Source organism: Massilia arenae (genome assembly GCF_008014745.1).
Classification (GTDB): domain Bacteria; phylum Pseudomonadota; class Gammaproteobacteria; order Burkholderiales; family Burkholderiaceae_D; genus Telluria; species Telluria arenae.
On sequence record NZ_VPFD01000002.1, the window covers coordinates 148,491 to 171,599 of the forward strand.

The 23,109-nt window shown below is 64.5% G+C and carries 26 protein-coding genes; 13 read left to right on the forward strand and 13 right to left on the reverse strand.

Features of this window, described 5'->3' with window-relative positions:
* Window positions 1-9: 9 nt before the first annotated feature.
* The gene (locus tag FVD38_RS02070; protein ID WP_147933314.1) at window positions 10-1,734 is read left to right on the forward strand and encodes a PQQ-dependent sugar dehydrogenase; all 1,725 of its coding nucleotides are present in this window, start codon (window positions 10-12) and stop codon (window positions 1,732-1,734) included.
* Window positions 1,735-1,802: 68 nt separating this feature from the next.
* On the forward strand, window positions 1,803-2,219 hold the full coding sequence (locus FVD38_RS02075) for a hypothetical protein (RefSeq protein ID WP_147933315.1): 417 nt from the start codon (window positions 1,803-1,805) through the stop codon (window positions 2,217-2,219).
* A 4-nt stretch (window positions 2,220-2,223) separates the two neighbouring features.
* Here FVD38_RS02075 and FVD38_RS02080 read toward each other — a convergent pair whose 3' ends face one another.
* Window positions 2,224-2,664 (reverse strand): DoxX family protein, encoded by a 441-nt coding sequence (locus FVD38_RS02080; RefSeq protein ID WP_147933316.1) that lies wholly within the window; start codon window positions 2,662-2,664, stop codon window positions 2,224-2,226.
* 132 nt (window positions 2,665-2,796) lie between these two features.
* On the opposite strand from FVD38_RS02080, the gene FVD38_RS02085 reads away from it, so the two are divergent.
* The gene (locus tag FVD38_RS02085) at window positions 2,797-3,690 is read left to right on the forward strand and encodes a LysR family transcriptional regulator (RefSeq protein WP_147933317.1); all 894 of its coding nucleotides are present in this window, start codon (window positions 2,797-2,799) and stop codon (window positions 3,688-3,690) included.
* Window positions 3,691-3,722: 32 nt separating this feature from the next.
* Here FVD38_RS02085 and FVD38_RS02090 read toward each other — a convergent pair whose 3' ends face one another.
* Both FVD38_RS02090 and FVD38_RS26375 read right to left on the reverse strand, forming a co-directional pair.
* The gene (locus FVD38_RS02090; RefSeq protein ID WP_147933318.1) at window positions 3,723-4,151 is read right to left on the reverse strand and encodes a DoxX family protein; all 429 of its coding nucleotides are present in this window, start codon (window positions 4,149-4,151) and stop codon (window positions 3,723-3,725) included.
* Between the two features lie 685 nt (window positions 4,152-4,836).
* Window positions 4,837-5,949, reverse strand: a complete 1,113-nt coding sequence (locus FVD38_RS26375) for a hypothetical protein (RefSeq protein WP_187271456.1) — start codon at window positions 5,947-5,949, stop codon at window positions 4,837-4,839.
* Here FVD38_RS26375 and FVD38_RS26380 point away from each other — a divergent pair.
* Window positions 5,930-6,256 carry a hypothetical protein gene (locus FVD38_RS26380; RefSeq protein WP_183407565.1) on the forward strand — a complete coding sequence of 109 codons (327 nt, stop codon included), beginning with the start codon at window positions 5,930-5,932 and terminating at the stop codon, window positions 6,254-6,256. The genes FVD38_RS26375 and FVD38_RS26380 overlap by 20 nt on opposite strands.
* 115 nt (window positions 6,257-6,371) lie before the next feature.
* Entirely contained in the window at window positions 6,372-6,899 is a 528-nt protein-coding gene (locus FVD38_RS02100) for a YggT family protein (RefSeq protein ID WP_123071999.1), read from the forward strand.
* Window positions 6,900-6,968: 69 nt separating this feature from the next.
* Here FVD38_RS02100 and FVD38_RS02105 read toward each other — a convergent pair whose 3' ends face one another.
* The 8 genes from FVD38_RS02105 to FVD38_RS02140 all read right to left on the reverse strand — a co-directional run bounded on the left by FVD38_RS02105 (window position 6,969) and on the right by FVD38_RS02140 (window position 13,878).
* Entirely contained in the window at window positions 6,969-7,910 is a 942-nt protein-coding gene (locus tag FVD38_RS02105) for a carbohydrate kinase family protein (RefSeq protein WP_147933319.1), read from the reverse strand.
* 10 nt (window positions 7,911-7,920) lie between these two features.
* Complete coding sequence (locus FVD38_RS02110; RefSeq protein WP_147933320.1) at window positions 7,921-9,069, reverse strand: DUF3426 domain-containing protein; 1,149 nt, start codon at window positions 9,067-9,069, stop codon at window positions 7,921-7,923.
* A gap of 6 nt (window positions 9,070-9,075) precedes the next feature.
* Window positions 9,076-10,026, reverse strand: coding sequence for a 50S ribosomal protein L11 methyltransferase (gene prmA / locus FVD38_RS02115; protein ID WP_147933321.1), 951 nt, complete (start codon window positions 10,024-10,026; stop codon window positions 9,076-9,078).
* Window positions 10,023-11,423 (reverse strand): acetyl-CoA carboxylase biotin carboxylase subunit, encoded by a 1,401-nt coding sequence (gene accC, locus FVD38_RS02120; RefSeq protein WP_137174836.1) that lies wholly within the window; start codon window positions 11,421-11,423, stop codon window positions 10,023-10,025. The genes prmA and accC overlap by 4 nt, the downstream gene beginning before the upstream one ends.
* 114 nt (window positions 11,424-11,537) lie before the next feature.
* A complete protein-coding gene (accB, locus tag FVD38_RS02125; RefSeq protein ID WP_147933322.1) occupies window positions 11,538-12,002 on the reverse strand; it encodes an acetyl-CoA carboxylase biotin carboxyl carrier protein in 465 nt (154 codons plus the stop codon).
* 95 nt (window positions 12,003-12,097) lie between these two features.
* Window positions 12,098-12,529, reverse strand: coding sequence for a type II 3-dehydroquinate dehydratase (gene aroQ / locus FVD38_RS02130; RefSeq protein WP_147933323.1), 432 nt, complete (start codon window positions 12,527-12,529; stop codon window positions 12,098-12,100).
* Between the two features lie 143 nt (window positions 12,530-12,672).
* Window positions 12,673-13,239 (reverse strand): TlpA family protein disulfide reductase, encoded by a 567-nt coding sequence (locus tag FVD38_RS02135; RefSeq protein ID WP_147933324.1) that lies wholly within the window; start codon window positions 13,237-13,239, stop codon window positions 12,673-12,675.
* A 3-nt stretch (window positions 13,240-13,242) separates the two neighbouring features.
* Window positions 13,243-13,878: a hypothetical protein gene (locus tag FVD38_RS02140; RefSeq protein WP_147933325.1), complete on the reverse strand. Its 636-nt coding sequence runs from the start codon at window positions 13,876-13,878 to the stop codon at window positions 13,243-13,245.
* An 89-nt stretch (window positions 13,879-13,967) separates the two neighbouring features.
* Here FVD38_RS02140 and mpl point away from each other — a divergent pair, with 89 nt between their 5' ends.
* Genes mpl through FVD38_RS02160 form a run of 4 tightly spaced genes read left to right on the forward strand, consistent with a single transcriptional unit; the run spans window position 13,968 to window position 18,569 of the window.
* A complete protein-coding gene (mpl, locus tag FVD38_RS02145; RefSeq protein ID WP_123072008.1) occupies window positions 13,968-15,338 on the forward strand; it encodes a UDP-N-acetylmuramate:L-alanyl-gamma-D-glutamyl-meso-diaminopimelate ligase in 1,371 nt (456 codons plus the stop codon).
* Window positions 15,335-15,937 carry a YqiA/YcfP family alpha/beta fold hydrolase gene (locus tag FVD38_RS02150; protein WP_147933326.1) on the forward strand — a complete coding sequence of 201 codons (603 nt, stop codon included), beginning with the start codon at window positions 15,335-15,337 and terminating at the stop codon, window positions 15,935-15,937. Before mpl ends, FVD38_RS02150 begins: the two co-directional genes overlap by 4 nt.
* Window positions 15,934-16,524, forward strand: a complete 591-nt coding sequence (locus tag FVD38_RS02155) for a chorismate--pyruvate lyase family protein (protein WP_147933327.1) — start codon at window positions 15,934-15,936, stop codon at window positions 16,522-16,524. The genes FVD38_RS02150 and FVD38_RS02155 overlap by 4 nt, the downstream gene beginning before the upstream one ends.
* A gap of 2 nt (window positions 16,525-16,526) precedes the next feature.
* Window positions 16,527-18,569: a ribonuclease catalytic domain-containing protein gene (locus FVD38_RS02160; protein ID WP_147933328.1), complete on the forward strand. Its 2,043-nt coding sequence runs from the start codon at window positions 16,527-16,529 to the stop codon at window positions 18,567-18,569.
* 78 nt (window positions 18,570-18,647) lie between these two features.
* Here FVD38_RS02160 and FVD38_RS02165 read toward each other — a convergent pair whose 3' ends face one another.
* Window positions 18,648-19,064 carry a type II toxin-antitoxin system HicB family antitoxin gene (locus FVD38_RS02165; RefSeq protein ID WP_147933329.1) on the reverse strand — a complete coding sequence of 139 codons (417 nt, stop codon included), beginning with the start codon at window positions 19,062-19,064 and terminating at the stop codon, window positions 18,648-18,650.
* A 69-nt stretch (window positions 19,065-19,133) separates the two neighbouring features.
* Complete coding sequence (locus FVD38_RS02170; RefSeq protein ID WP_147933330.1) at window positions 19,134-19,310, reverse strand: type II toxin-antitoxin system HicA family toxin; 177 nt, start codon at window positions 19,308-19,310, stop codon at window positions 19,134-19,136.
* 335 nt (window positions 19,311-19,645) lie between these two features.
* Here FVD38_RS02170 and FVD38_RS02175 point away from each other — a divergent pair, with 335 nt between their 5' ends.
* The 4 genes from FVD38_RS02175 (at window position 19,646) to corA (ending at window position 23,108) form a co-directional block, all read left to right on the forward strand.
* Entirely contained in the window at window positions 19,646-20,503 is an 858-nt protein-coding gene (locus FVD38_RS02175; RefSeq protein ID WP_147933424.1) for a TonB C-terminal domain-containing protein, read from the forward strand.
* On the forward strand, window positions 20,500-21,315 hold the full coding sequence (gene aroE / locus FVD38_RS02180) for a shikimate dehydrogenase (protein WP_147933331.1): 816 nt from the start codon (window positions 20,500-20,502) through the stop codon (window positions 21,313-21,315). Before FVD38_RS02175 ends, aroE begins: the two co-directional genes overlap by 4 nt.
* A 2-nt stretch (window positions 21,316-21,317) precedes the next feature.
* On the forward strand, window positions 21,318-22,034 hold the full coding sequence (mtgA, locus tag FVD38_RS02185) for a monofunctional biosynthetic peptidoglycan transglycosylase (protein WP_147933332.1): 717 nt from the start codon (window positions 21,318-21,320) through the stop codon (window positions 22,032-22,034).
* 108 nt (window positions 22,035-22,142) lie between these two features.
* Window positions 22,143-23,108 (forward strand): magnesium/cobalt transporter CorA, encoded by a 966-nt coding sequence (gene corA / locus FVD38_RS02190; protein ID WP_123072015.1) that lies wholly within the window; start codon window positions 22,143-22,145, stop codon window positions 23,106-23,108.
* Window position 23,109: the final 1 nt, after the last annotated feature.

Sequence of the window (23,109 nt, forward strand, 5' to 3'; positions counted from 1 at the left end):
GAGACAACCTTGCAAGCCAACACCCTGACGCTGCATGCCCTCATGCTCGCCAGCCTGGCGACGGTATCCGTCGCTCATGCCGCCTCCGCGCCGCAGATCACCGCCGGCCGCACCATCTTCCAGAACAACTGCGCCAGCTGCCACACGGTCGATGCCAAACTGTCGCCGCTGGCCGGTCCCGGCATGTTCGGCGTCGTCGGCCGCAAGGCCGCCGGCGTGCCCGGCTTTGGTTATTCGGGCGCGCTGGCCAAGGCTGGCGCCGCGGGCCTGGTCTGGACCCGGGAAGAACTGGACGTGTTCCTGCTCGACCCGGCCAAGCGCGTGCCGGGCACCACGATGCCGGTCGGTTTGCCGGACCAGAAGATGCGCACGGCGCTGATCGACTACCTGGCCAGCCTGCAAGGCACGGCCACCGCCGCCGCCGCGCCGGCCGCCGCGGCGAAACCGGCGTCCGCCGCCAAGCCGGCGGACCGCGCCGGCGCCTGGGACGACACCCAGCCGGGCAAGGTCTTCCACATCAAGCCGACCGACCTGGCCAAACCGTTCGCCACCGACAGCGCCGGCAACAGCCCGCGCGTGCAGGCGCGTCCGAACGGCAGCATCCCTAGCGTGATGCCGGGCTTCGAGGTGAGCGTGTTCGCCCAGGATGCCGACAAGCCGCGCGTGGCGTTGCGTGCGCCGAACGGCGACGTGTTCCTGGCCGCGACCGGCGCCGGTGAAGTGAAAGTGCTGCGCTCGAAGAACGGCGACAAGGCCGATACCGCCGAGGTCTTCGCCACCGGCCTGTCGCGTCCTTACGGCATGGCGTTCTGGCCTTCCGGCGCCAACCCGCAGTATCTGTACGTGGCCAATGTCAATTCGGTGGTGCGCATCCCTTACCGCAACGGTGACCTGAAGGCGCGCGCGCAAGCCGAGGTGGTGATCCCCGAGCTGTCCGAGACCAGCGGCGGCCACACTACCCGTACCCTGGTGTTCTCGAAGGACGACAAGACGCTGCTGCTGTCGATCGGCTCGGCCACCAACGTCGCCGCCGACATCGGCCCCAAGCCGCCGCTGCCGATCGCCGAATGGGAAAAACGCCATGGCTTCGGCGCCGCCTGGGGCGTCGAGACTGACCGCGCCACCGTGATGGCCTTCGACCCGGACGGCAAGAACCGCCGCACCTACGCGACCGGCCTGCGCAACTGCGTCGGCCTGCTGGTGTATCCGGCCACCGGCGACGTGATGTGCAATGTGAACGAGCGCGACGCGCTGGGCGACAACCTGCCGCCGGACTACCTGACCCGTGTGAAGCAGGGCGGCTTCTACGGTTGGCCGTGGTACTACATCGGCGACAACGAGGATCCGCGCCTGAAGGGCATTCGTCCCGACCTGAAGGGCAAGACGATCACCCCCGACGTGCTGTTGCAGGCCCACTCGGCGCCGCTGGGCATGGTGGTCTACCACGCGCCGAAGGGCGCGAAGTACGCCTTCCCGAAGGAGTACGAGGGTGAGGTCTTCGTCGCGTTGCACGGCTCCTGGAACCGTGGCGTGCGCACCGGCTACAAGGTGGTGCGCGTGTTCATGAAGGATGGCGTGCCCACCGGGCAGTACCAGGATTTCATGAGCGGCATGGTGATCAGCGATCGCGACGTCTGGGGCCGCCCGGCCGCGGTCGAAGTCGCAGCCGACGGCGCCTTGCTGGTGGTGGACGACGCCGGCGGTACCGTGTGGCGTATTGTTCCAAAACGCTAGATCAGAACCGGCGATTGCGCTAGGATGGATCGACGCGGCGGCCGCCGCATCGATCCCGGAGTAGACGCATGCGCCCAATCGTTTGCCTGACCGTGCTGGCTGCCATCGCCCTCGGCGCCTGCGCCACCGAGAAGCCGGAACCTCCGCCGCCGCTGGTGCTCGGCAGCTATGTGAGGGACATGCCGCGCAGCGAAGCCTGCGACAGCCTGATTGCCCAGGCCTTGGAGCGTGAGCTCCATGGCGCCTTCAAGCTGGCCGGCATGCTCAACACGAACACCTATCCGAAACCCGGCGAGTCGAAGGTGAGGGCCACGCCGGACATCCCGCTGGTGCCCCTCGGCAGCCATCCGACCGGCTTGCTGACGCCCCAGCTGGATGGCACCTACCGCTCGCTGTTCGTCAACTGCGAAACGCGCCAGGCCTATGTATCAAAGCGTGGCGGCGTCATCGACATCACTTACTGGTACGGGCCGTTCGGCCTGTGAACCCTCAGGCTGCCAGCGGCGCGGCCTTGCGGCCGGCAGCGGCGTCCAGGCTGTAGGCGCCGGCGCCGAAGGCCACCACCTGCAGCAGGCCACCGGCCATCGCGACGTTCTTCAACAGGTGGATCAGCTGGTTCTGGTCGCCGATCGCGTTATGGAAGACGAAGGCCGTCACCAGCGAGAACACCGCCAGGCCAGCCGCGACGAGGCGGGTCTTGTAGCCGAGGACGAGCAGGGCGCCGCCGCCGACTTCGATGGCGATCGCGCCGACCAGGGCGAGCGAGGCGAAGGGCAGGCCGACCGACTGGATGTAGCCCAGCGTCGCCTCCGGCGCCAGCGCCTTGCCGATGCCGCTGAAGACGAAGATTGCGGCCATCAGGATGCGGCCGATGGCCGGGACGATGGATTGGCTGGTCTGGGGGGCGTTGGCGCTGGTGTAGGCGGACATGGTCGTTCCTTTCGAATGGTTGTTTTGGGTGGCGCCATCTCGTGTGCGGCGTCCATGAAGATCATCTTAGACCCGTCTGATCGATCCAAGAAGCCTATATAATTCGATATCAACTATCGATGGAGTAGATGGATGCTCGACGGGATGTCCATGGACCAGCTGCGCATCTTTATTGCCGCAGCCGATGAGGGCAGCTTTTCCGCCGCCGGCCGCAAGCTGCGGCGCGCGCAGTCGGTGGTGAGCCACACGCTGGCCAATCTCGAGGCGCAGGTGGGCTTCGCGCTGTTCGACCGCTCGGGCCGTTATCCGCAACTGACCGAGGCCGGACGCGCCCTGCTGGCCGAGGCGCGCCACGCGGCCGACAGCATGGATGCGTTCAAGGCGAAGGCGCGCACGCTGGCCGAGGGCCTGGAGCCGGAGCTGTCGGTGGCGGTCGACGTGATGTATCCGATCGCGAAGCTCACCGAGGCGGTGCAGGCCTTCCACCGCGAATTTCCATCGACGCCGTTGCGCCTGTACGTCGAGGCGCTCGGCGCCGTGGTGCAGCCGCTGCTCGATGGCCAGTGCCGCATCGCGGTGATCGGCTCGTTCCCGGAAGTGCCGGCCGCATGCGCCTCGGAATACCTGCTCGCCGTGCAGGCGGCAACCGTGGTCGCGCCCGGCCATCCGCTCGCGCGTATCGAGGGCACGGTGATGCGCGCAGAAGCAGGGCACTACGTGCAGCTGGTGCTGACCGACCGTTCGACGCTGACCCGGGGCCGCGACTTCGGCGTGCTGTCGCCGCGCATCTGGCGCCTGGCCGATCTCGGCGCCAAGCATGCCTTCCTGCGTGCGGGCCTGGGCTGGGGGAATATGCCGCTGCATATGGTCGAGCAAGACCTGGCGAGCGGCGCGCTGGTGCGCATCGAACTCGAGACGCATCCGGTGCTGGGATCGGGCTTTTCGATGCACGCGATCTTCATGCGGGACCAGCCACCGGGGCCGGCGGGGCGCTGGTTCATCGAGCGCCTGAAATGCGGCGGCTGACGGCCGGGGACTCCTTGCGGCGTGGCATGGCCTTACGCCCGGTGGATGGTTTCGCGCCCGCTGGGCATCCGGTCGACCGCATAGCGGCCTGCGCCGAATGCCGCCACCTGCAGCAGGCCGCCGGCGATCGCGATGTTCTTGGCCAGCTGGATGGCCTGCGCAATGCCGTCGAACGGGCTGTGGAAGATGAGGCCGGCGACCAGGCAGTACACCGCGAGGACGAGCGCCACCATGCGCGTCCTGATGCCCAGGACGAGCATGGTGCCGCCGCCCAGTCCAAGCAAGACGGCTATGGCCAGGCCGAGATGGGCAAAGGGCAGGCCCACCGAGCGGATTGCCTCGATGGTGTGGCCAGGGTCCAGTACCTTTTCGATGCCGCTAAAGAGGAAGATGATGGCCATCATGATGCGGCCGAGTGCCGGGACGGCTGAGGGACTGTCGTGGAGCAAATGGGATGACATGGATGGTCCTTTTGACTGGCGTAATTGGGTGAGGAAAGTGCGCTTTCGCGTACAGCCAGACTTACTCGGATGACGTTGATTCAGATGCAGTGGCGCGTTGGCGGGTACTCTGCGGACATGCGGCGCTGGAAACTCGAATACGGCCCGCTGACAGAGGCAAGATGCCGGCGTGATTCCAGCTTATCGATCAGTTGAAATGCGATAGGTAAAGGCTGCAGCGCATGTGGGGCATGTCGCCGATTGGCGCGTGGGTGCGCAATTCAACGTCCAAATCACGCGACTTTTTTTGCGATTCACGGTTGCGCGCTCACAAAAAATGCGCGTACTTTACGTGATTGAATTTGTCAAATCGAGAAGATGTGATATTGTCGCGGGCATCGGGCAAAATCGATCGAATAATAGGACGCTGAACCAAACAGTATGCACGGAAGCGAAGCGAAAAGAACAAGCCGGCTTGTCTGACCAATTGCTCAGGCAAGGCGGCTTTTTCTTTTCGCACCCGCAAGGGTAGCGATGTGAAACGCTGGAACGGTGACCTGTCGACGTTGGCTGAAGCGCTGCAACTGTGAGGAGTTGCAGCAGTTCAGCCGGTGCCGGATTCATTGGCCTAAATCGACGCTTGCTTTGGTCCGATGAATAATTCGCCGGGTTTGATCCGGCGGGTTTTAAACCTTGAGCGTATTTCTCATCGCAGATGAAGGAGAACAAGAATGGCAACCGCTAAGAAACCAGCAGCAAAGGCAGCAGTAAAGAGCGCGCCTTCGTCCACGACGAAGTCGAATGCAAAGACTGCAGCAGAGAAACCAGTCGCAAAGAAAGTCGCGACCAAGGCCACCACCACCAAGGCCGCCGCCAAGCCAGCAGCCAAGGCAGTGAGCAAGCCGGCAGCGAAAACCGCTGCTAAACCTGTTGCAAAGAAAGCTACTGCAACCAAGACCGCCGCGACCAAAACCACTGCTACCAAAGCAACGGCTAAAACCGCGACCAAATCGGCAGCCAAGCCGGCAGCAAAGCCTGCAGTGAAGAAAGCAGCCGCTAAACCGGCAGCTAAGTCGGCAGCCAAGTCGGCAACCAAGCCGGCAGCAAAGAAAGCCGCCGCTAAACCGGCAGCAAAGCCGGCAGCGAAGAAAGCCGCCGCTAAACCGGCAGCAAAGCCGGCAGCAAAGAAAGCCGCTGCTAAACCGGCAGCCAAGCCGGCAGCAAAGAAAGCCGCCGCTAAACCAGCAGCAAAGAAAGCAGCCGCTAAACCAGCAGCCAAGCCGGCAGCGAAAAAGGCCGCCGCTAAACCAGCCGCCAAGTCGACCGCTAAAACCGCGACCAAAGCCGCAGCTAAACCTGCAGCCAAAAAAGCGACTGCAAGCAAGGCAGCTGCTAAACCGGTAGCGAAGAAAGCGACCGCCACCAAGGCAGCCGCCAAACCGGCAGCAAAGAAAGCGACCGCGACCAAAACCGCCGCCAAACCGGCAGCGAAGAAAGCGACCGCAAGCAAAACCGCCGCCAAACCGCCAGCAAAGAAAGCGACCGCGACCAAAACCGCCGCTAAACCGGCAGCGAAGAAAGCGACCGCGACCAAAACCGCCGCAAAACCGGCAGTAAAGAAAGCGACCGCGACTAAAACCGCCGCCAAACCGGCAGCGAAAAAAGCGACCGCCACCAAAACCGCCGCAAAACCAGCTGTGAAGAAAGCGTCGCCCGCAGCAAAAAAAGCCTCGCCGGCCGCTAATAAAGCTGAGCCGGCTGCAAACAAGGCTGCTCCAGCCGCTAAAAAAGCTGCTCCAGTGAAAGCTGCAGCAACCAAGACCGTTGCCGCCAAGCCAGAAGTCAAGCCAGCAGTCGTGGCCAAGGCCGAAGCCAAGCCGGAAGCAAAAGTCGACACCAAGGCCGAAACCAAGCCGGAAGTGAAGACCGATGCCAAGGTCGAAGCCAAGCCGGAAGCGAAAAAGCCAGCGGCCAAGAAACCGGCCGCCAAGCCGGCAGCGACGACCACCGCCGCGCAACCGGCAGCCGCACCTGCGGCCGCTCCGGCAGCGCCAAGCGCCGCTCCTGCTGCAAAGACCGTGCTGGCGCCGACCGCATGGCCGTTCCCAACCAGCAGCCGTCCTTAATACCGGACGACGCCCGACCGGCCGCGCACCATGTGCGCATGGCAAGTCGGGTCTGCTTCAGGCACAATGCCGCTGTGTGATTGTTCGCACAGCGGTTTTTTTTTGAGGAGAGTCCGTGCTGTCCATTCTTCAGTTTATCGTCGATATCATCGCAGGCTTGCTGGGTGGGGTGCTGCTGCTGCGCTTCTGGACGAACGCGATCCGCGTGCGCCTGCCCGACCAGATCCGCCAGTTCGTGCACACCATTACCGACTGGCTGGTGATGCCGCTGCGGCGTGTGGTGCCGGGCACCAAGGGCTACGACTGGGCGAGCCTGATCGGCGCCTTCCTGGTGGTGCTGGTGGCCAGCACGCTCCTGCTGCTGCAAGGCGGCAGCGGCGAGATGGTGCTGCTGTATGCGCTGCACCGCTTCCTGAACTGGATCCTGTACGGCTTCATGGCGCTTCTGATCATCGAGGCGATCTTCAGCTGGGTGAACCCGAACGCGCCGCTGGCGCCCTTCGTGCACGCCCTGAACCAGCCGGTGCTGCGCCCGATTCGGCGCGTGGTTCCGCCGATCGGCGGCATCGACCTGTCGGTGCTGGTGGCGCTGGTGCTGATCCAGATCCTGCTGTTCGTGTTGAGGCAGGTGTTCGGTTTCTGACCGCCGACCCCCACAACAAAATGGCCCTGCATCGCAGGGCCATTTTTTTATCTCACGCAGCCGGGTAAATCAGCGGAAGCTGAAGCCGAAGGCCGCCTCGAACTGCTGGTCGAATTCCTGCGGCGTGAAGCTGTGGTTCTGGCCTCCTTGCGAGGAGATCTTGATCGCGCCCAGCAGGCTGGCGATGCGGCCGCTGGTCGCCCAGTCGAGACCATTGGTGATGCCGAACAGCAGGCCGGCGCGGTAGGCGTCGCCGCAGCCGGTCGGGTCGACCACGTTGGCCGCCTGCACGGCCGGGATGCGATGGTGTTCGCCGCTGGCGTGGATGTCGGAACCTTCGGCGCCGCGCGTGATGATCAGCGCGTCCAGGCGCGCGGCGATGTCGGCCTGGCTCAAGCCGGTGCGGTCCATCACCATCTCGAATTCATAGTCGTTGCACGCCAGGTAGCTGGCCTGGCCGATGAAGGTGATCAGTTCGTCGCCCGAGAACATCGGCAGCTGCTGGCCCGGATCGAACATGAACGGCACCTTCAGTTCGGCGCAGTCGCGCGCGTGCTTGATCATGCCGTCGCGGCCGTCCGGCGAGATGATCGCCACTGCCAGCGGGCCCTGGTCGCCGACGTTGTTCTCGTGCGAGAACTGCATCGCGCCCGGGTGGAAGGCATTGATCTGGTTGTTGTCCTGGTCGGCGGTGACGAAGCACTGCGCGGTATAGGCATCGGCGATGGTGCGGATGCCGCGGGTCTGGAGTCCCTGCTCTTGCATGCGCTTGAGGTAGTCGCCGCCGTCCATGCCCAGGGTGCCCATGATCAGCGGTTCGCCGCCCAGCAGCTGGAGGTTGTAGGCGATGTTGGCCGAGCAGCCGCCGTATTCGGTGCGCAGGGTCGGCACCAGGAACGACACGTTCACGCGGTGCAGCTGGTCGGCCAGCAGGGTGTCGCCGAAGCGGCCGTGGTATTGCATGATCTTGTCGAATGCGAGCGAGCCGCAGATCAGGGCGGTTTTGGTCATGGGTGAGCCTTCAGGGGTAGAAAACGGCAATGTGGTAGCCGGAAGGTTCGAGTCCTTCCAGCCTGAAATGGATCTTGACCGGCTGCTCGGCGCGCGCGCCGAAGCCGGTGATGGAATCGGCAAGCTGGGGCGCGTAGTCGCGCGGACCGAATACGCGCCGCACCAGCGGCTTGTCGTCGGCATCGTTCAGGGTCAGCTCGATGCTGGGCCAGGCCAGCGCCAGGTCGTCGCCGTTGCGCAGCACGGTGCTCAGGGTATAGGCGTTGCCGCCCAGGGTAATGAGTTCGCCCGTCTCGATCACCAGCGCATCGGGCCGCGCCGGCAGCCCGACCTGGCAGCCGAACAGGGCGCAGGTCGAGACCAGGGCCGGACGCAGCGCCGGGTAGCGCGCCGCCAGGACGTCGCGGAAGCTCACCATGGCCTGCAGGGCGAGCGCCAGCAACAGCAGGAGGCTGCCGGCGACCATCGCGATGCGCACGGCCTTGCTCGACTGCTCGCGCTGGCGGCCGCGGCGCACGAACTCGGGTTCGTCGATTTCGGGTACGCGCAGCTTGGGCGTGTCTTCGATCCGGGTCGGGGTCAGCTTGGAACGGCGCGAACGGGCGTCGGCGGCGCGTGCGCGCGGGGATTTCGTCGGCAGCGACGGCGCAGGCGAGACGATCGGCGGCGAGCCGCCGGCCGATTCGCGCAGCAGCAGTGGCGGGGCGTCGGGCGCCGGCTGGCGCGCGGCGGGCTCGGGCTCGTCGTGCTCATCGTCCGGCGCGGGAGCCGCCACGATCTCCTCGTCGACCTGGATGTCGGCCACAGGGGCTGGTGCGGTTTCAGCTTTTACCGCCACATCCTGCTCTTCGTCTTGTTCGGTCAAGGGATGCGGCAGGATCCCGAACGGCGACAGCGTACGGTCGAATTCGAGCGTGTAGATCGGTTGTTCGGTGTCGTCGGTCGCGGGAACGTCTGGCGCAATGGCCGGTTCGGCGACTGGAGGAGAAGCAGGAAGAGAAGCGGAAGACGGCGGGGCGTTCAGGTCGACCAGCCCCGTATTGCCGTCAAAGACCTGCTGGCAGGCGCCGCAGCGCACGATGCCCCCACGCAGCTTGAGCTGGTCCGCAGCGACGCGGAACAGCGTGCCGCAGTGGGGGCATTGGGTGGCGAGCGCCATGCCTGCCTAGCCGCCAGAGCGGGGCGGCGGCGCGCTGTCCTGGCCGAGCGTCCCGTGAAGGGCAACCCAGCCGTCCTGCTCGGCCCAGACGCCCAGCTTGATGAAAGGTGCGTAGGCGGCGGCGACTTCTTCCGCCTGGCGCGCCAGCACGCCCGACAGGATCAGCGAACCGCCAGCAGCCACGCGGCCGGCCAGCATCGGCGCCATCAGCTTCAATGGGCTCGACAGGATGTTGGCCACCACGATATCGAACTTGCCGCCCGCATGACGCTCGTTGCCTGACGCAGCGAAGGTGTCGGGCAGGTAGTAGTCGATCTCGACTTTGTTACGCTCGGCGTTGGCGCGCGCCGACTCGATCGCCTGCGGATCGATGTCGACGCCGGCCACGTCTTGCGCGCCCAGCTTCTTGGCCACCATCGCCAGGATGCCCGAGCCGCAGCCGTAGTCCAGCACCGACTTGCCCGGCGCCGGATGGGCTTCGAGCCACTCCATGCACAGGCGGGTGGTCGGATGGCTGCCGGTGCCGAAGGCCAGGCCCGGATCGAGTTCGAGGATCAGGCCGGACGGATCTGGCGCTTCGTGCCAGCTCGGCACGACCCAGATGTTCTTGCCGATGTGGATAGGCTCGAACTGCGATTGCGTCAGGCGCACCCAGTCGGCGTCTTCGACCTTGCGGGTGGTGAAGGCCGGCACGACGGCCAGCTTGACCGCCTGCGCGGCCTCGGTGACGATCGCCAGCTGGTCGGCGTCGGTGTCCGTCAGGGCCACAACGCGGCTGTGGTCCCATGCGGCCTCGGTCGGCTCCATGCCCGGCTCGCCGAACAGGGGTTTTTCGTCCTCGGTGCCTTCGTCGGCGTCCTCGACGGACACCGACAGCGCGCCGGCTTCCATCAGGGCGTCGGACAGCGCTTCCGCGTGGTCGCGGGCGATCTCGATGACGACTTCAGTCCAGCTCATTCTTGTACCTTGGCTTCCGATTTGGCGCCGAGCGCCGTTTCCTTCGGCAGGTCGGGCTTGGCGGCCAGTTTCTGCTCCAGGTAGTGGATGTTGGTGCCGCCTTCGATGAAGCGGGCGTCGACCATCAGTTCGCGATGCAGCGGAATATTGGTGAGGATACCTTCGACCACCATTTCGGAGAGCGCGATTTGCATGCGGCGGATCGCCTGCTCACGGGTCGCACCGTACGAAATTACCTTGCCGATCATCGAGTCGTAGTGAGGTGGCACATAGTATCCCGCATACGAGTGCGAATCGACACGGATGCCAGGGCCGCCCGGCGGGTGCCAGCCGGTGATGCGGCCTGGCGACGGGGTGAACTTGAACGGATCCTCGGCATTGATGCGGCACTCGATCGAGTGACCCGACAGCATGATGTCGCGCTGGCGGAAGCGCAGCTTCTCGCCGCAGGCGATGCGGATCTGCTCCTGCACGATGTCGATCCCGGTGATCATCTCGGTGACCGGGTGCTCGACCTGGACGCGGGTGTTCATCTCGATGAAGTAGAACTCGCCGTTCTCATACAGGAACTCGAAGGTGCCGGCGCCGCGGTAGCCGATCTTGCGGCAGGCTTCGGCGCAGCGGTCGCCGATCTTCTCGATCAGTTTGCGCGGGATGCCCGGCGCCGGTGCTTCCTCGATCACCTTCTGGTGGCGGCGCTGCATCGAGCAGTCGCGTTCGCCCAGCCAGACGGCGTTTTTATGTTCGTCGGCCAGGATCTGGATTTCCACGTGACGTGGATTCTCCAGGAACTTCTCCATATAGACTTCCGGATTACCGAAGGCGGTACCGGCCTCGGTCTTGGTCATCTGCACGGCGTTGAGCAGCGCGGCTTCGGTATGCACCACGCGCATGCCGCGGCCACCGCCGCCGCCGGCGGCCTTGATGATGACCGGGTAGCCCACGCGGCGCGCGGTCTGCACGATCTCTTTCGGATCGTCCGGCAGGGCGCCGTCCGAACCCGGCACGCACGGCACGCCGGCGCGGATCATGGCCTGCTTGGCCGAGACCTTGTCGCCCATCAGGCGGATCGAGTCGGAACGCGGGCCGATGAAGACGAAGCCCGATTTCTCGACGCGTTCGGCGAAGTCGGCGTTCTCGGACAGGAAGCCATAGCCCGGGTGGATCGCTTCGGCGTCGGTCACTTCGGCCGCGCTGATGATCGCGGGCATGTTCAGGTAGGACAGGCTCGATTGCGCCGGTCCGATGCAGACCGATTCGTCCGCCAGTTTCACGTACTTGGCGTCCTTGTCGGCCTCGGAGTGGACGACGACCGTCTTGATGCCCAGCTCGCGGCAGGCGCGCTGGATACGCAGCGCGATTTCACCACGGTTGGCGATGAGGATTTTTTCAAACATGGTAGGTCCGGTATTCAGTGAAAACCGGCGCGGCTGGAACAACAGGCGGCGCCGGACACGTCATGGAGGTAAGCCGGCGGCGCGTCATGCGCGCGGCCGGCTTGGAGAAGCAGATCAGCCGATCACGAACAGTGGCTGGCCGAATTCGACCGGCTGGCCGTTTTCCACGAGGATCTTGGTGACGGTGCCGGACACGTCGGCATCGATTTCGTTCAGGAGCTTCATCGCTTCGATGATGCACAGGGTGTCGCCTTCCTTGATGTTCGCGCCGACTTCGACGAAGGCGGCGGCGCCAGGCGCGGACGAACGGTAGAAGGTGCCCACCATCGGCGACTTGACCACGTGGCCGGTCGGTTCGGCGGCGACGGCCGGTGCGGCTGCCGGCGCTGGCGCGGCGGCAGGAGCGGCCGGCGCCGAGTATTGCTGCACGCCCTGGTGCGGCAGCATGACCATCTGGTTCTGCGGGATTGCGGACGACTTGACGATGCGAACCTTGCTTTCGCCTTCGGTCACTTCGAGTTCGGCGATGTCCGATTCAGCGACCAGGTCGATCAAAGTCTTGAGTTTTCGTAGATCCATGTGAAACCCCTTGGAATTATTCGTTTTAGAGAGCAGGCCGCTACCATCAGGATAGTCGAACGGCCGCTGTTACATGAAGTTGACGTAGATTAACGCTATTTAAGTGCGAAGTCGATGGCAAACCGATATCCGTCCGCTCCTAGCCCGCAGATCACGCCGCGCGCGATTCCAGACAAATAAGAATGGTGCCGGAAGGACTCGCGTTGGTGGATATTCGAAATATGCACCTCCACGAAGGGAATGGCCACCGAGGCGAACGCATCGCGCAGGGCTACGCTGGTATGGGTCAGGCCGCCAGGGTTGATGACGATGAAATCCACGCCCTCGCTGCGCGCGGCATGGATACGGTCGATCAACGCTCCCTCATGGTTGCTCTGGAAGTGTTCCAGTGCTGCGCCAGCTGCCTGGGCTTGTGCGACTGCCGCCTGCTCGATGTCGGCCAGTGTGGCCGTTCCGTACACCGCCGGTTCCCGCGTCCCCAACAAATTGAGGTTGGGGCCGTTCAGCAGCAGTAGCTTTTTCGCCATGGTGAGTGTCTGGTTGCCCGAAAGTCAGGCATTGTGCCGCCTAGCTCAGCTATTGGCAAGCGGTAAAATTGCCGGTCGATAGGAGGAGTTGGCGGCAGTTACAATCGTACGATCGTTCGTAATTTCGCCGTCCAAATCCCGGTTCACGTGCCCAGCTTGTCCAGGTCGGCGCGCAGTTCATCGAACTTCAGTTCGCCCAGATACGTCTTGATCACCTGCCCATCGGCGCCGATCAGTACCGTATACGGCAAGCCGCCATTCGTATTGCCGAACCCGCGCGACAGCTCGGTGCCGCCCATGCCGCCCACGTACAGCGGATAGGTGACGTTCATCTTGGCGGCGAACTCGCTCATATTGGTGGGCGAATCGATGCCGATGCCGATCACGTTGAAGCGCTTGCCGCCATCCTCGCTCGCCAGGTGCATCAGTTCGGGCATCTCGCGCACGCAGGGAGCGCACCAGGTGGCCCAGAAATTCACCAAGAGAGGCTTGCCTTTCCACTGGGCCAGCGGCTGCGGCTTGCCCTCGAGGTCGTTGAGCGACTGTGCATACAGGTTGATGGCCGGGTTGGTGACCTGGCCATCGTGGGCGACGGTGGTCGGCGCAGGCAACACGCTTTGCGCCGGTTTCTTGTAGACCGCCACCAGGGCGCCCATCACGCCGAACAGCGCGGCGACTGCCGCATACGCGGCCAGATGTTTCTTGTTCATTCGTCAGCTTTCACTGGGTTCACTCTTGTCGTCCGCCGCGATCAGCGCGCGCAGGCCGCTCATGTCGATGCGTTGCACACGGCCGTCGGCGCGCGGCTTGAGCGCGCCGCGCAGGTCTTGATACTCATACAGTTCGGCATGCACCGTCTCCTTCATCCAGGGGAAGGTCACGGTCTCGACCGGGGCATGGCGGCCCCCCTTGAAATGCGGGGTTTCCGAAATGTCGATATTAACATTACGGTTGAGCAAGTAGATCTCCACCTCTTTGGCACTGTCGGCGAATAACTGAAGGTGGATGTCGTCATGCTCACCCGCGGTGCCGTTGAGGACGGCGCCGGTGAGATAGGGATGGAAGTCGGCCAGCGCTTCCATCACCTGCAGCGCGGTGGCGCGCAGGTGGGCCAGGCGTTCGGTGTGGGAGGCGCCGCCGAACAGGGTCAGGTATTTACGCACCTCGTCCTCGATCTGCCCGTCGTCGGGCAGCATATTCGGTTTCGGCGGGGTGACGCCCAGCACCTGGCGGGCGGCCTTGCGGCGGGCGGTATCGAGATCGGCGCCGTCCTGCGCGACCATGCGCGCAGCGGACAGGGCGATCTCGTTACGCAACTGGAGGAGATCGTTGTTCAGATTCGGCATCATGCCTGGGATCATACTCTTGAACGGAAAATGACAGCGGCTCGGGTAGAATCGCGTATTCGTCCATTCATTATTGGCTAGACATTCTCTCCATGCACATTCATATCCTCGGCATCTGCGGCACCTTCATGGGCGGCCTGGCCGTCCTGGCCAAGGAGGCGGGCCACCGCGTGACCGGTTGCGACGCCAATGTCTATCCTCCGATGAGCACCCAGCTGGAAGCCCAGGGGATCGAACTGATCCAGGGCTATGGCCCGGAACAGGTGGCGCTGAATCCCGACCTGTATGTGATCGGTAATGTCATGACGCGCGGCAATCCGCTGATCGAAGAGATACTGAATCGCGGTCTGCCGTATGTCTCCGGCCCGCAGTGGATAGGCGAACACATCTTGCGCGAAAAATGGGTGCTGGCCGTGGCCGGCACGCACGGCAAGACCACGACCACCTCGATGCTGGCCTGGATCCTGGAAGACGCCGGCTATGCGCCGGGCTTCCTGATCGGCGGCGTGCCGATGAATTTCGGCGTCTCGGCGCGCCTGCATGGCGACCAGCCGAGCGACTTCTTCGTGATCGAGGCCGACGAATATGACACCGCTTTCTTCGACAAGCGCAGCAAGTTCGTGCATTACCACGCCAAGACGGCGGTGCTGAACAACCTGGAATACGACCACGCCGACATCTTCCCCGACATCGGCGCCATCGAGACCCAGTTCCACCACCTGGTGCGCACCGTGCCGGGCGTGGGCCGGCTGGTCGTGAATGGCGATGAAGCGTCGATCGGCCGCGTGCTCAAACGCGGCTGCTGGAGCGACAAGGAAAGCTTCGGTTCGGCCGACGGCGTCGACTGGAATATGGTCGAGCATCCGGGCGGCGCCAGTTTCGACGTCCTGTTCAAGGGCGAGCTGCAAGGCACCGTGCACTGGGACCTGAGCGGCAAGCATAACCGCTCGAACGCGCTGGCCGCGATCGCCGCCGCCCGCCACGTCGGCGTGCCGGTCGCCCAGGCCATCGAGTCGCTGGCGCGCTTCCAGAACGTCAAGCGCCGCATGGAAGTGCGCGGCGTGGTCAATAACATCACCGTGGTCGACGACTTCGCCCACCATCCGACGGCGATCGCGACCACGGTCGGCGGCCTGCGCCAAAAGCTTGGCACGGGCGGGCGCATCCTGGCCGTTCTCGAGCCCCGTTCGAACACGATGAAGCTGGGCGCCATGAAGGATGCGCTGCCGGGCAGCCTGAAGGATGCCGACCTGGTGTTCGGCTTCGGCAGCCAGCAGGCGCTGGGCTGGTCGCTGGCCGACGCCCTGAAACCCTTGGGCAAGATCGCGCACAGCTTCGACCAGATCGACTATATGGTGCAGGCCATCGTGCAGCAGGCGCAGCCGGGCGACCACATCCTGGTGATGAGCAATGGCGGCTTCGGCGGCGTGCACCAGAAACTGCTGGACGCGCTGGCGCCATGAGTTCGGCCCCGTACCTGCTGTACCTGCACGGCTTTCGCTCTTCGCCGCGTTCGTTCAAGGCGCGCGTGGTGCAGGACAGGCTCGAGCAGGCAGGGCTGGGTGAACGCCTGATCTGCCCGCAGCTGCCGGCGTCACCGAAGGCGGCGATGGATCTTGCACTGGAACTGGCCGAACGCCACGCGCCAGGCAATTTGTCCATCGTCGGCTCGTCGCTGGGCGGCTTTTATGCAAGCTGGCTGGCCGAACGCCTGGGCGTGCGCGCGGCCGTCATCAACCCTTCCGTCGATCCGACCCGCAACCTGTCGAAGCACGTCGGCGTGACCACGGCCTGGCATTCGGAAGAGCCGTTCGAGTTTCGCCAGGAATACGTCGACGAGCTGGTCGCGCTGCGCACCGCGCAGATCACCCGCCCCGAGCGTTATTTCTTGCTGGCCGCGACCGGCGACGAAGTGCTGGACTACCGCGATATGGTGGCCCACTATGCGGGAGCGCGCCAGCACGTGATCGAGGGCAGCGACCACGCGATCCCGGAATTCGCGCAGTATGTGGATGAAGTATTGGCGTTCTGCGGCTTTGGCCCGGTGGACGCGGCGCAGTGAACGGCAAGTCTTTACGCCTGGCTGCCTGGCAGCCGCATGCGCGCGCGGTGCGTGCGCCGGAAGGCATGTACGACTGGCTGGTCACGCCCGGTTCGCTGACGGCGCGTCTGGTGTCCAGCAGCGCCGCCTTCCGCGTGCGCCGCCTGCACCAGCGCAGCGCCACCTGCCTGGCGGACGAGGCGCAGGCGATTGGCCTGGCGCGTCCACAGCGGGCGTGGGAACGCGAAGTGCTGCTGGAGTGCGACGGCGAGCCGGTGGTATTCGCCCACACGGTGGTGCCGATGGATTGCGACGCCACCGATTGGCCGCTGTTCTCGGCGCTGGGCGAGCGCTCGCTGGGCTCCACGCTGTTCTACGATCCGCTGGTGCGACGTGGGCAACTGGAATTTGCGCGCCTGTCTGCCGACCATCCGCTGGTGCGCCGTGCGCACGCGGCGCTCGGCAAGCAGGGCGACACTGACACGACTATTTATTACGCGCGGCGCTGCGTCTATCGCCGCCGTCAAGGCCTGCTCCTGGTCACCGAGGTATTCTTGCCCGCGGTACTGGAATTGGGAGCGGCCGCAACCATGAAGAACATACTGTAAATATGAACGTATTTTTTGAGGAATCGGGCGACTTCAAGGTCGGCGCCATCCTGTCGCAAGCAGGCGAGGCCTATCAGGTGGAGCTGCCGAGCGGTAAGCGCACCAAGGTCAAGACGCGCGACGTGCTGTTGCAGTTCGAGAAACCCGAGCCGCAAGCCCTGCTGGACGCGGCCAAGGCGATCGTGGCCGAAGTCGATCTCGATTTCCTGTGGGAAGTCGCGGGCGAAGAAGAATTTGGTTTCGCCGAGCTGGGCGCCGAATATTTCGGTCACGCGCCGCTGCCGCACGAAGCGGCCGGCCTGGTGCTGGCCCTGCATGGCTCGCCCATCTATTTCTACAAGAAGGGCCGCGGCCGCTACAAGGCGGCGCCGGAACAGTCGCTGAAGGCGGCCCTGGCCGGCATCGAAAAGAAAAAGCAGCAGGCCATCGTCCAGGCCGGCTATGTGGAAGAGCTGAAAGCAGGCAAGCTGCCCGCTTCGATGCAGCAGATCGTGCACCAGCTGCTGTTCAAGCCCGACAAGAACACTATCGAGTACAAGGCCTTCGAGACCGCCGCCAACGAACTGCAGACCAGCGCGCCGCGCCTGATGCTGGACGTCGGCGGCCTGGCCTCGCCGAAAGAGCTGCACATGGGCCGCTTCCTGTTCGAGCACTTCCCGCGCGGCGCCGGTTTCGCGCCGGTAGAGATCCCGAAGGCGCCGGGCGACCTGCCGCTGGCCAATGTTGCCGCCTTCTCGATCGACGACGTCACCACCACCGAGATCGACGACGCCTTCTCGGTCGTGCACCTGGACGATGGCAGCGTGCAGGTCGGCATCCACATCGCCGCGCCGGGCCTGGGCATCCGTCCGGACGACGCGATCGACAAGATCGCCCGCGCGCGCATGTCTACCGTGTATATGCCGGGTGACAAGATCACGATGCTGCCGGACGAGGTCGTCAATGCCTTCACCCTGGCCGAGGGCAACGATTGCCCGGCCCTGTCGCTGTACGCCGTGCTCGATCCGAGCGACTGGAGCGTCAAGTCGACCACGACCCGCGCCGAGCGCGTGCCGATCAAGAATAATCTGCGCCATAACGACCTCGATCACGTGGTCAATGAAGAGACGCTGGATAGCGGAGAGGGCGACTATCCGCACAAGGAAGAGCTGGGCCTGCTGTGGAAGTGGGCGCTGCAGCTGGAAGCGGGCCGCATGAAGAAGCGCGAAGCCTTCGGCCTCAAGCCGGAACAGGCGAATCGGGTCGACTTCAATTTCTACGTCGAGGACGACGTGGTCTCGATCGTGCGCCGCAAGCGCGGCGCGCCGCTGGACAAGATCGTGGCCGAGCTGATGATCTTCGCCAACAGCACCTGGGGCAAGCTGCTGCACGACTCGGGCGTGCCGGGCATCTACCGCTCGCAGACGCCGGGCGCCGGCGGCTGGGCCGCCAAGATGCAGGTGCGCATGGTCACGCACGCGGCGCCGCACCAGGGCCTGGGCGTGGACCAGTACGCCTGGAGCACCTCGCCGCTGCGCCGCTACACCGACCTGGTCAACCAGTGGCAGATCCTGGCCGCCTCCGAGCACGGCGTGACGGCGCCGCTGGTGGCGCCGTTCAAGCACCGCGACGCGACCCTGTTCGCGATCGTCTCGAGCTTCGACGCCGCGTACGCGGCCTATAACGACTTCCAGCAGAATATGGAGCGCTACTGGTGCCTGCGCTGGCTGGCGCAAGAGCAGGTGAAGCAGGCCGAGGCCGTCGTGCTCAAGGACGAGCTGGTGCGCCTGGTCGACGTGCCACTGGTGGTGCGCCTGACCGGCATGCCGCAAGTGGCGCGCGGCGCCCAGGTGAAACTCGACATCGTGCGCTGGGACGAGATCGAACTGAACCTTGAAGCGCGCCTGCTCGAGGTGGCGTCGGCCGAACCGGATGCGTCGCTCGACTACGAGGAAGAAGCGGACACCGGCGAAGCGGCGGTGGCCGAGGTGATCGAGGCCGAGGGTGCGGTGGCGGCGGTCGATACGGGGGATGCGCCGCAGCCGGCGCCGGCGTCGGCTTCGTAGGGTTGGCGGGTCACCCGCCGTCGCGGTGATGGTTATCGGCGCCGATGTCGAATTGAATGATATCGCCGCTAACCGTCACTAGACGGCAACGACATCCAATTCGCGTCCGAGCGCGGCCATCGCGTTCGCGACGGTATCGATCTTCGTGTTATGGCCCAGGTCGATAATGCGATTTACTTCCTGGGGCTTGATGCCCATGAGGCGGGCCAACTGGGAAGGACCGACCTGACGCTCGATCATCGCGTTCAGCAACAGCACCTTGGCCGACACGCTCAATGGCAGGGCGACCAGGCGCTCGCCTCTGCGTGCTTTCGAAGGCGCGGGTACGGGCCGGCTATCCTCAAAGTAAAAGTCCATCGCGGTGACGAGCGCATCTTGCGCTTCCTTGAGCGACTCTTCCTCATCGTCGCCTTGGGCAATCGCCTCAGGGATATCTCGGAACGTGACGACGAATCCGCCTTCGTCGGCTGGGGTGAAGGTTGCAGGGTATTTCATACGCACTCCATGGCTTGCATCTAATTTACTGTGGTACGGTGCTGCGGGGCAAAGACTTAATGGCGTGTATTACTTGAGCTTTAACTGCTTCTTTACGCCCTCGACAAGGCCTGTCTTGAGTTCCTTGCTCGGGTGCCTCGGCAGGATGGTCTGCTGCCCGTTCAGGTAGACCTTCAAGTGGTTGGTGCCATCCTTGAACGTCGCGCCTTGAAGCTTCAGCCACCTGACGAACTCGCTCTGTTTCACCGCGTGTCCCCAGTATGCTTCGACACGTCTAAGTTAGACAGGTTTGAGTGAGAGTGCAAGTGGTTTTTTAAACATATTTGTTTAAGTTTTCATCCTCCAGAATTCGATTGGCGGCTGTTTTTGCCTGACTTGCAGCATTGATGCGTTCGAAGTTTGGAAAGAAAGCGCAGGTCTTTAGTCACTTAGCGTTATCGATCCGACCACGTTCCGGATCCTTCACGTTTTCAACCTCCCTCAACCGTTCCTGCCGGGTTAGAATTGGTTAATTCTCTGATTCAATAGCCCCACCAGGCCACCCGTAGCGCGTGAAGTCCTTTCTCCAAAACCGTCCCCTGATGATCGCCCTGGCCGTATCGGTGGCAGCCCACGCGGGCCTGCTGGCGCTGCGTTTCGCCGCGCCGGAGGCTTTCCGCCACCAGCCGGCCGATCCCGGACTGGAGGTGGTGCTGGTCAATGCCAAGCACGACCGGGCGCCAGCCAAGGCCGACGCGCTGGCCCAGGCCAACCTGGACGGCGGCGGCACGGCGGAGGCGGGCCGCGCGAAGTCGCCGCTGCCCGACCTGCGCAAGGTCGAGGACGGCGACAGCATCAAGGCCCTGCAGCGCCGCATCGCCGAACTCGAGCGCCTGCAGCAGAACGTGCTGACGCGCGCCCGCAGCGGCGGCAATTTCACCGCGCCGCCGGTCACCGAGCGCGAAAAGCCCGATCCGACCCGCACCGGCAACGACAATATCGACACCACGCGCGCCATCTCGCGCACCAGCGCCGAGATCTTCGAGCGCATCGAGGAAGAAAACCGCCGCCCCAAGCGCACGCAGATCACGCCCAGCACGCGCCAGGTCGGCTACGCGCTGTACTACAAGTCGATGCAGAAGCGCATCGAGGAAGTCGGCACGCTGAACTTCCCGCAGCGGGCCGGCCGCAAGCTGTATGGCGACCTGGTGGTCTACATCCCCGTGTTCCAGGACGGCACCCTGTACCTGGGCGATGGCGGCCCGCGCATCGAGCGCAGCTCGGGCAACCCGGCCCTCGACAAGGCCGCGCTCGAGATCGTGCGCCGCTCGGCGCCGTTCGGCGCCTTCCCGGCCAATATGCGCACCGAGGGCAAGGACGACCTGTGGGAAGTGTTCACCCGTTTCCGTTTCACCCGTGAGGACAAGATGCAGGCAACCCTTGGAGAAGCCGCCAAATGAGCGACCGCTATTGCGTCATCGGCAATCCGATCGCCCACAGCAAATCCCCGCAGATCCACGCCGCCTACGCGCTGCAGACCGGCCAGGATCTGGCGTACGAACGCTGCCTGGCGCCACTGGACGGCTTCGAGGCCACGGTGCGGCGCCTGGTCGCCGAAGGTTATCGGGGCGCCAACGTCACGCTGCCGTTCAAGCTCGATGCGGCGCGGCTGGCGACCCGGCTGGCGCCGCGCGCCCAGGCTGCGGGCGCCGTGAACACCCTGATCTTCGACCACGGCGAGATCGTCGGCGACAACACCGACGGCCCCGGCCTGGTGGCGGACATCGTGCGCAATGCCGGCGTGCCGTTGGCCGGAAAGCGCATCCTGCTGTTGGGCGCCGGCGGCGCGGCGCGCGGCGCGCTGCTGCCGCTGCTGACGGAAAACCCGCGCCAGATCGTGATCGCCAACCGCACGCTGGTGACGGCCGAACGGCTGGCGGCCGATTTCGCGGCGCACGCGGACCGGCTGGCGGTGAGCGGCTTCGCCGACGTGGAGGGCGGCTTCGACGTCGTCATCAACGCCACCTCGGCCAGCCTGGCGGCCGACGTGCCGCCCGTGCCGCCATCGGTATTCGGCCCCGGCGTGCTGGCGCTGGACATGATGTACGGGAAGGAGCCGACCGTGTTCATGGCATTCGCCGCGAGCCATGGCGCTAGTGTGCGCGACGGCCTGGGCATGCTGGTCGAGCAGGCGGCCGAAGCCTTCCTGCTGTGGCGCGGCGTGCGGCCGGAAACGGATGCCGTGCTGGCCGCGACGCGCCAGGCAGGCTGACCATGGCCAAGTCGCGCAAGGCCGCGCCGACCGGGCGCCGCTGGATCAAGTGGATCTTCCTGGCCCCGCTGCTGCTGGTGCTGCTGGTCCAGCTGTATTTCTTTGCGATGGTGTGCTGGTATTCCCAATTCAATCCCGGCTCGACCAGCTTCATGCGCGAGCAGCTGTCCCAGCTGCGCGAAAAAAATCCGAACGCGACCCTCAAGCACCAGTGGGTGCCGTACGAGCGCATCTCGCGCAACCTGAAGCGCGCGGTGGTGGCGTCGGAAGACGCCAACTTCAGCGTGCACAATGGCGTGGACTGGGAAGGCATCGAGCGCGCCTACGAGCGCAACAACCGGCGCAGCAAGGTGGTCGGCGGCGGCTCGACCATAACCCAGCAACTGGCCAAGAACCTGTTCCTGTCCGGCTCGCGCAGCTATGTGCGCAAGGGGCAGGAGCTGGTGATCGCCTTCATGCTCGAGACGGTGATGAGCAAGGAGCGCATCCTCGAGCTCTACCTGAATGTGGTCGAGTATGGCCGCGGCGTGTTCGGCGCGGAAGCTGCTGCGCGCTACTACTACAAGACGTCGGCGGCCAAGCTGAACCCGGCCCAGGCCGCCCGGCTGGCGGTAATGCTGCCCAACCCGCGCTACTACGACAAGCACGGCACGACCAATTATCTGCAGCGCCGCACCAACGCGATCATGCGCCAGATGCGTTTCGCCGAGGTGCCTTGACGCGAAATTGTCGTTACTGAGTTGGCTCAGTGCACGGCGAACGGTTACACTTGCGCTACTTTCCGACCCGGCTAGAGATTTGCAAGAACAGCGAACGAGACCCAGCGCATGATCAACGTATTTGTCCTACAGAATGGCCGCCTGAATCAGGCAACGATCGCTTCCCGGGAAGACCTGGAAAACGTCGCGCCGGTCTGGGTCGACCTGACCGATCCGGACGAAGAAGAGCGCACCTGGGTCAAGTCCAAGTATGGCGTCACCCTGCCGGGCGAGGACGAAGTCCAGGACATCGAAGCCTCGGCGCGCTACTACGAGGCCGAAAACGGCGACCTGCACCTGCGCACCGACTTTTTGCTCGAAGAAGAAGACGGCCCATCGCGCGTGGTGACGGTGGCCTTCATCCTGTCCGGCAAAATCCTGTTCTCGGTCCATAACGACGACTTGCCCGTGTTCCGCCTGGTGCGCATGCGCGCGCGTTCGCGGCCCGGCTCGATCGAAGACTATATGGACGTGCTGCTCGACCTGTACGCGACCGACGCCGAGTATTCGGCCGACGCGCTGGAGGGCATCTACGAAAGCCTCGAAGAAGTCTCGACCCGCGTGCTGCAGAAGGAATTCACCGACAATGACGCGGCCGCCGCGCTGAACGCCATCGCGCACGAGGAAGACTTGAACGGCCGCATCCGCCGCAATATGATGGACACGCGGCGCGCGGTCAGCTTCCTGATGCGCGGCCGGCTGCTCAATTCCGACCAGTTCGAGGAAGCGCGCCAGATCCTGCGCGACATCGAGTCGCTCGACGGCCACACGTCCTTCCTGTTCGACAAGGTGAACTTCCTGATGGACGCCACCGTCGGCTTCATCAACATCAACCAGAACAAGATCATCAAGATCTTCTCGGTGGCCTCGGTCGCCTTCCTGCCGCCGACCCTGATCGCCAGCCTGTACGGCATGAACTTCGCCCTGATGCCGGAACTGAACTGGCGCTTCGGCTATCCGTTCGCGATCGCCCTGATGGCGGCCAGCGCGGTGGCGCCGTTGTTGTACTTCCGCCGGCGCGGGTGGTTGAAGTAAC

What these genes read in the sequence shown, in the direction of transcription:
- FVD38_RS02075 (WP_147933315.1), top strand. Translation starts at nt 1,803, where the DNA reads ATGCGCCCAATCGTTTGCCTGACCGTGCTGGCTGCCATCGCCCTCGGC.
- FVD38_RS02080 (WP_147933316.1), bottom strand. Translation starts at nt 2,664, where the DNA reads ATGTCCGCCTACACCAGCGCCAACGCCCCCCAGACCAGCCAATCCATC.
- FVD38_RS02085 (WP_147933317.1), top strand. Translation starts at nt 2,797, where the DNA reads ATGCTCGACGGGATGTCCATGGACCAGCTGCGCATCTTTATTGCCGCA.
- FVD38_RS02090 (WP_147933318.1), bottom strand. Translation starts at nt 4,151, where the DNA reads ATGTCATCCCATTTGCTCCACGACAGTCCCTCAGCCGTCCCGGCACTC.
- FVD38_RS02105 (WP_147933319.1), bottom strand. Translation starts at nt 7,910, where the DNA reads ATGACCAAAACCGCCCTGATCTGCGGCTCGCTCGCATTCGACAAGATC.
- FVD38_RS02110 (WP_147933320.1), bottom strand. Translation starts at nt 9,069, where the DNA reads ATGGCGCTCGCCACCCAATGCCCCCACTGCGGCACGCTGTTCCGCGTC.
- prmA (WP_147933321.1), bottom strand. Translation starts at nt 10,026, where the DNA reads ATGAGCTGGACTGAAGTCGTCATCGAGATCGCCCGCGACCACGCGGAA.
- accC (WP_137174836.1), bottom strand. Translation starts at nt 11,423, where the DNA reads ATGTTTGAAAAAATCCTCATCGCCAACCGTGGTGAAATCGCGCTGCGT.
- accB (WP_147933322.1), bottom strand. Translation starts at nt 12,002, where the DNA reads ATGGATCTACGAAAACTCAAGACTTTGATCGACCTGGTCGCTGAATCG.
- aroQ (WP_147933323.1), bottom strand. Translation starts at nt 12,529, where the DNA reads ATGGCGAAAAAGCTACTGCTGCTGAACGGCCCCAACCTCAATTTGTTG.
- FVD38_RS02135 (WP_147933324.1), bottom strand. Translation starts at nt 13,239, where the DNA reads ATGAACAAGAAACATCTGGCCGCGTATGCGGCAGTCGCCGCGCTGTTC.
- FVD38_RS02140 (WP_147933325.1), bottom strand. Translation starts at nt 13,878, where the DNA reads ATGATGCCGAATCTGAACAACGATCTCCTCCAGTTGCGTAACGAGATC.
- mpl (WP_123072008.1), top strand. Translation starts at nt 13,968, where the DNA reads ATGCACATTCATATCCTCGGCATCTGCGGCACCTTCATGGGCGGCCTG.
- FVD38_RS02150 (WP_147933326.1), top strand. Translation starts at nt 15,335, where the DNA reads ATGAGTTCGGCCCCGTACCTGCTGTACCTGCACGGCTTTCGCTCTTCG.
- FVD38_RS02160 (WP_147933328.1), top strand. Translation starts at nt 16,527, where the DNA reads ATGAACGTATTTTTTGAGGAATCGGGCGACTTCAAGGTCGGCGCCATC.
- FVD38_RS02165 (WP_147933329.1), bottom strand. Translation starts at nt 19,064, where the DNA reads ATGAAATACCCTGCAACCTTCACCCCAGCCGACGAAGGCGGATTCGTC.
- FVD38_RS02175 (WP_147933424.1), top strand. Translation starts at nt 19,646, where the DNA reads ATGATCGCCCTGGCCGTATCGGTGGCAGCCCACGCGGGCCTGCTGGCG.
- aroE (WP_147933331.1), top strand. Translation starts at nt 20,500, where the DNA reads ATGAGCGACCGCTATTGCGTCATCGGCAATCCGATCGCCCACAGCAAA.
- mtgA (WP_147933332.1), top strand. Translation starts at nt 21,318, where the DNA reads ATGGCCAAGTCGCGCAAGGCCGCGCCGACCGGGCGCCGCTGGATCAAG.
- corA (WP_123072015.1), top strand. Translation starts at nt 22,143, where the DNA reads ATGATCAACGTATTTGTCCTACAGAATGGCCGCCTGAATCAGGCAACG.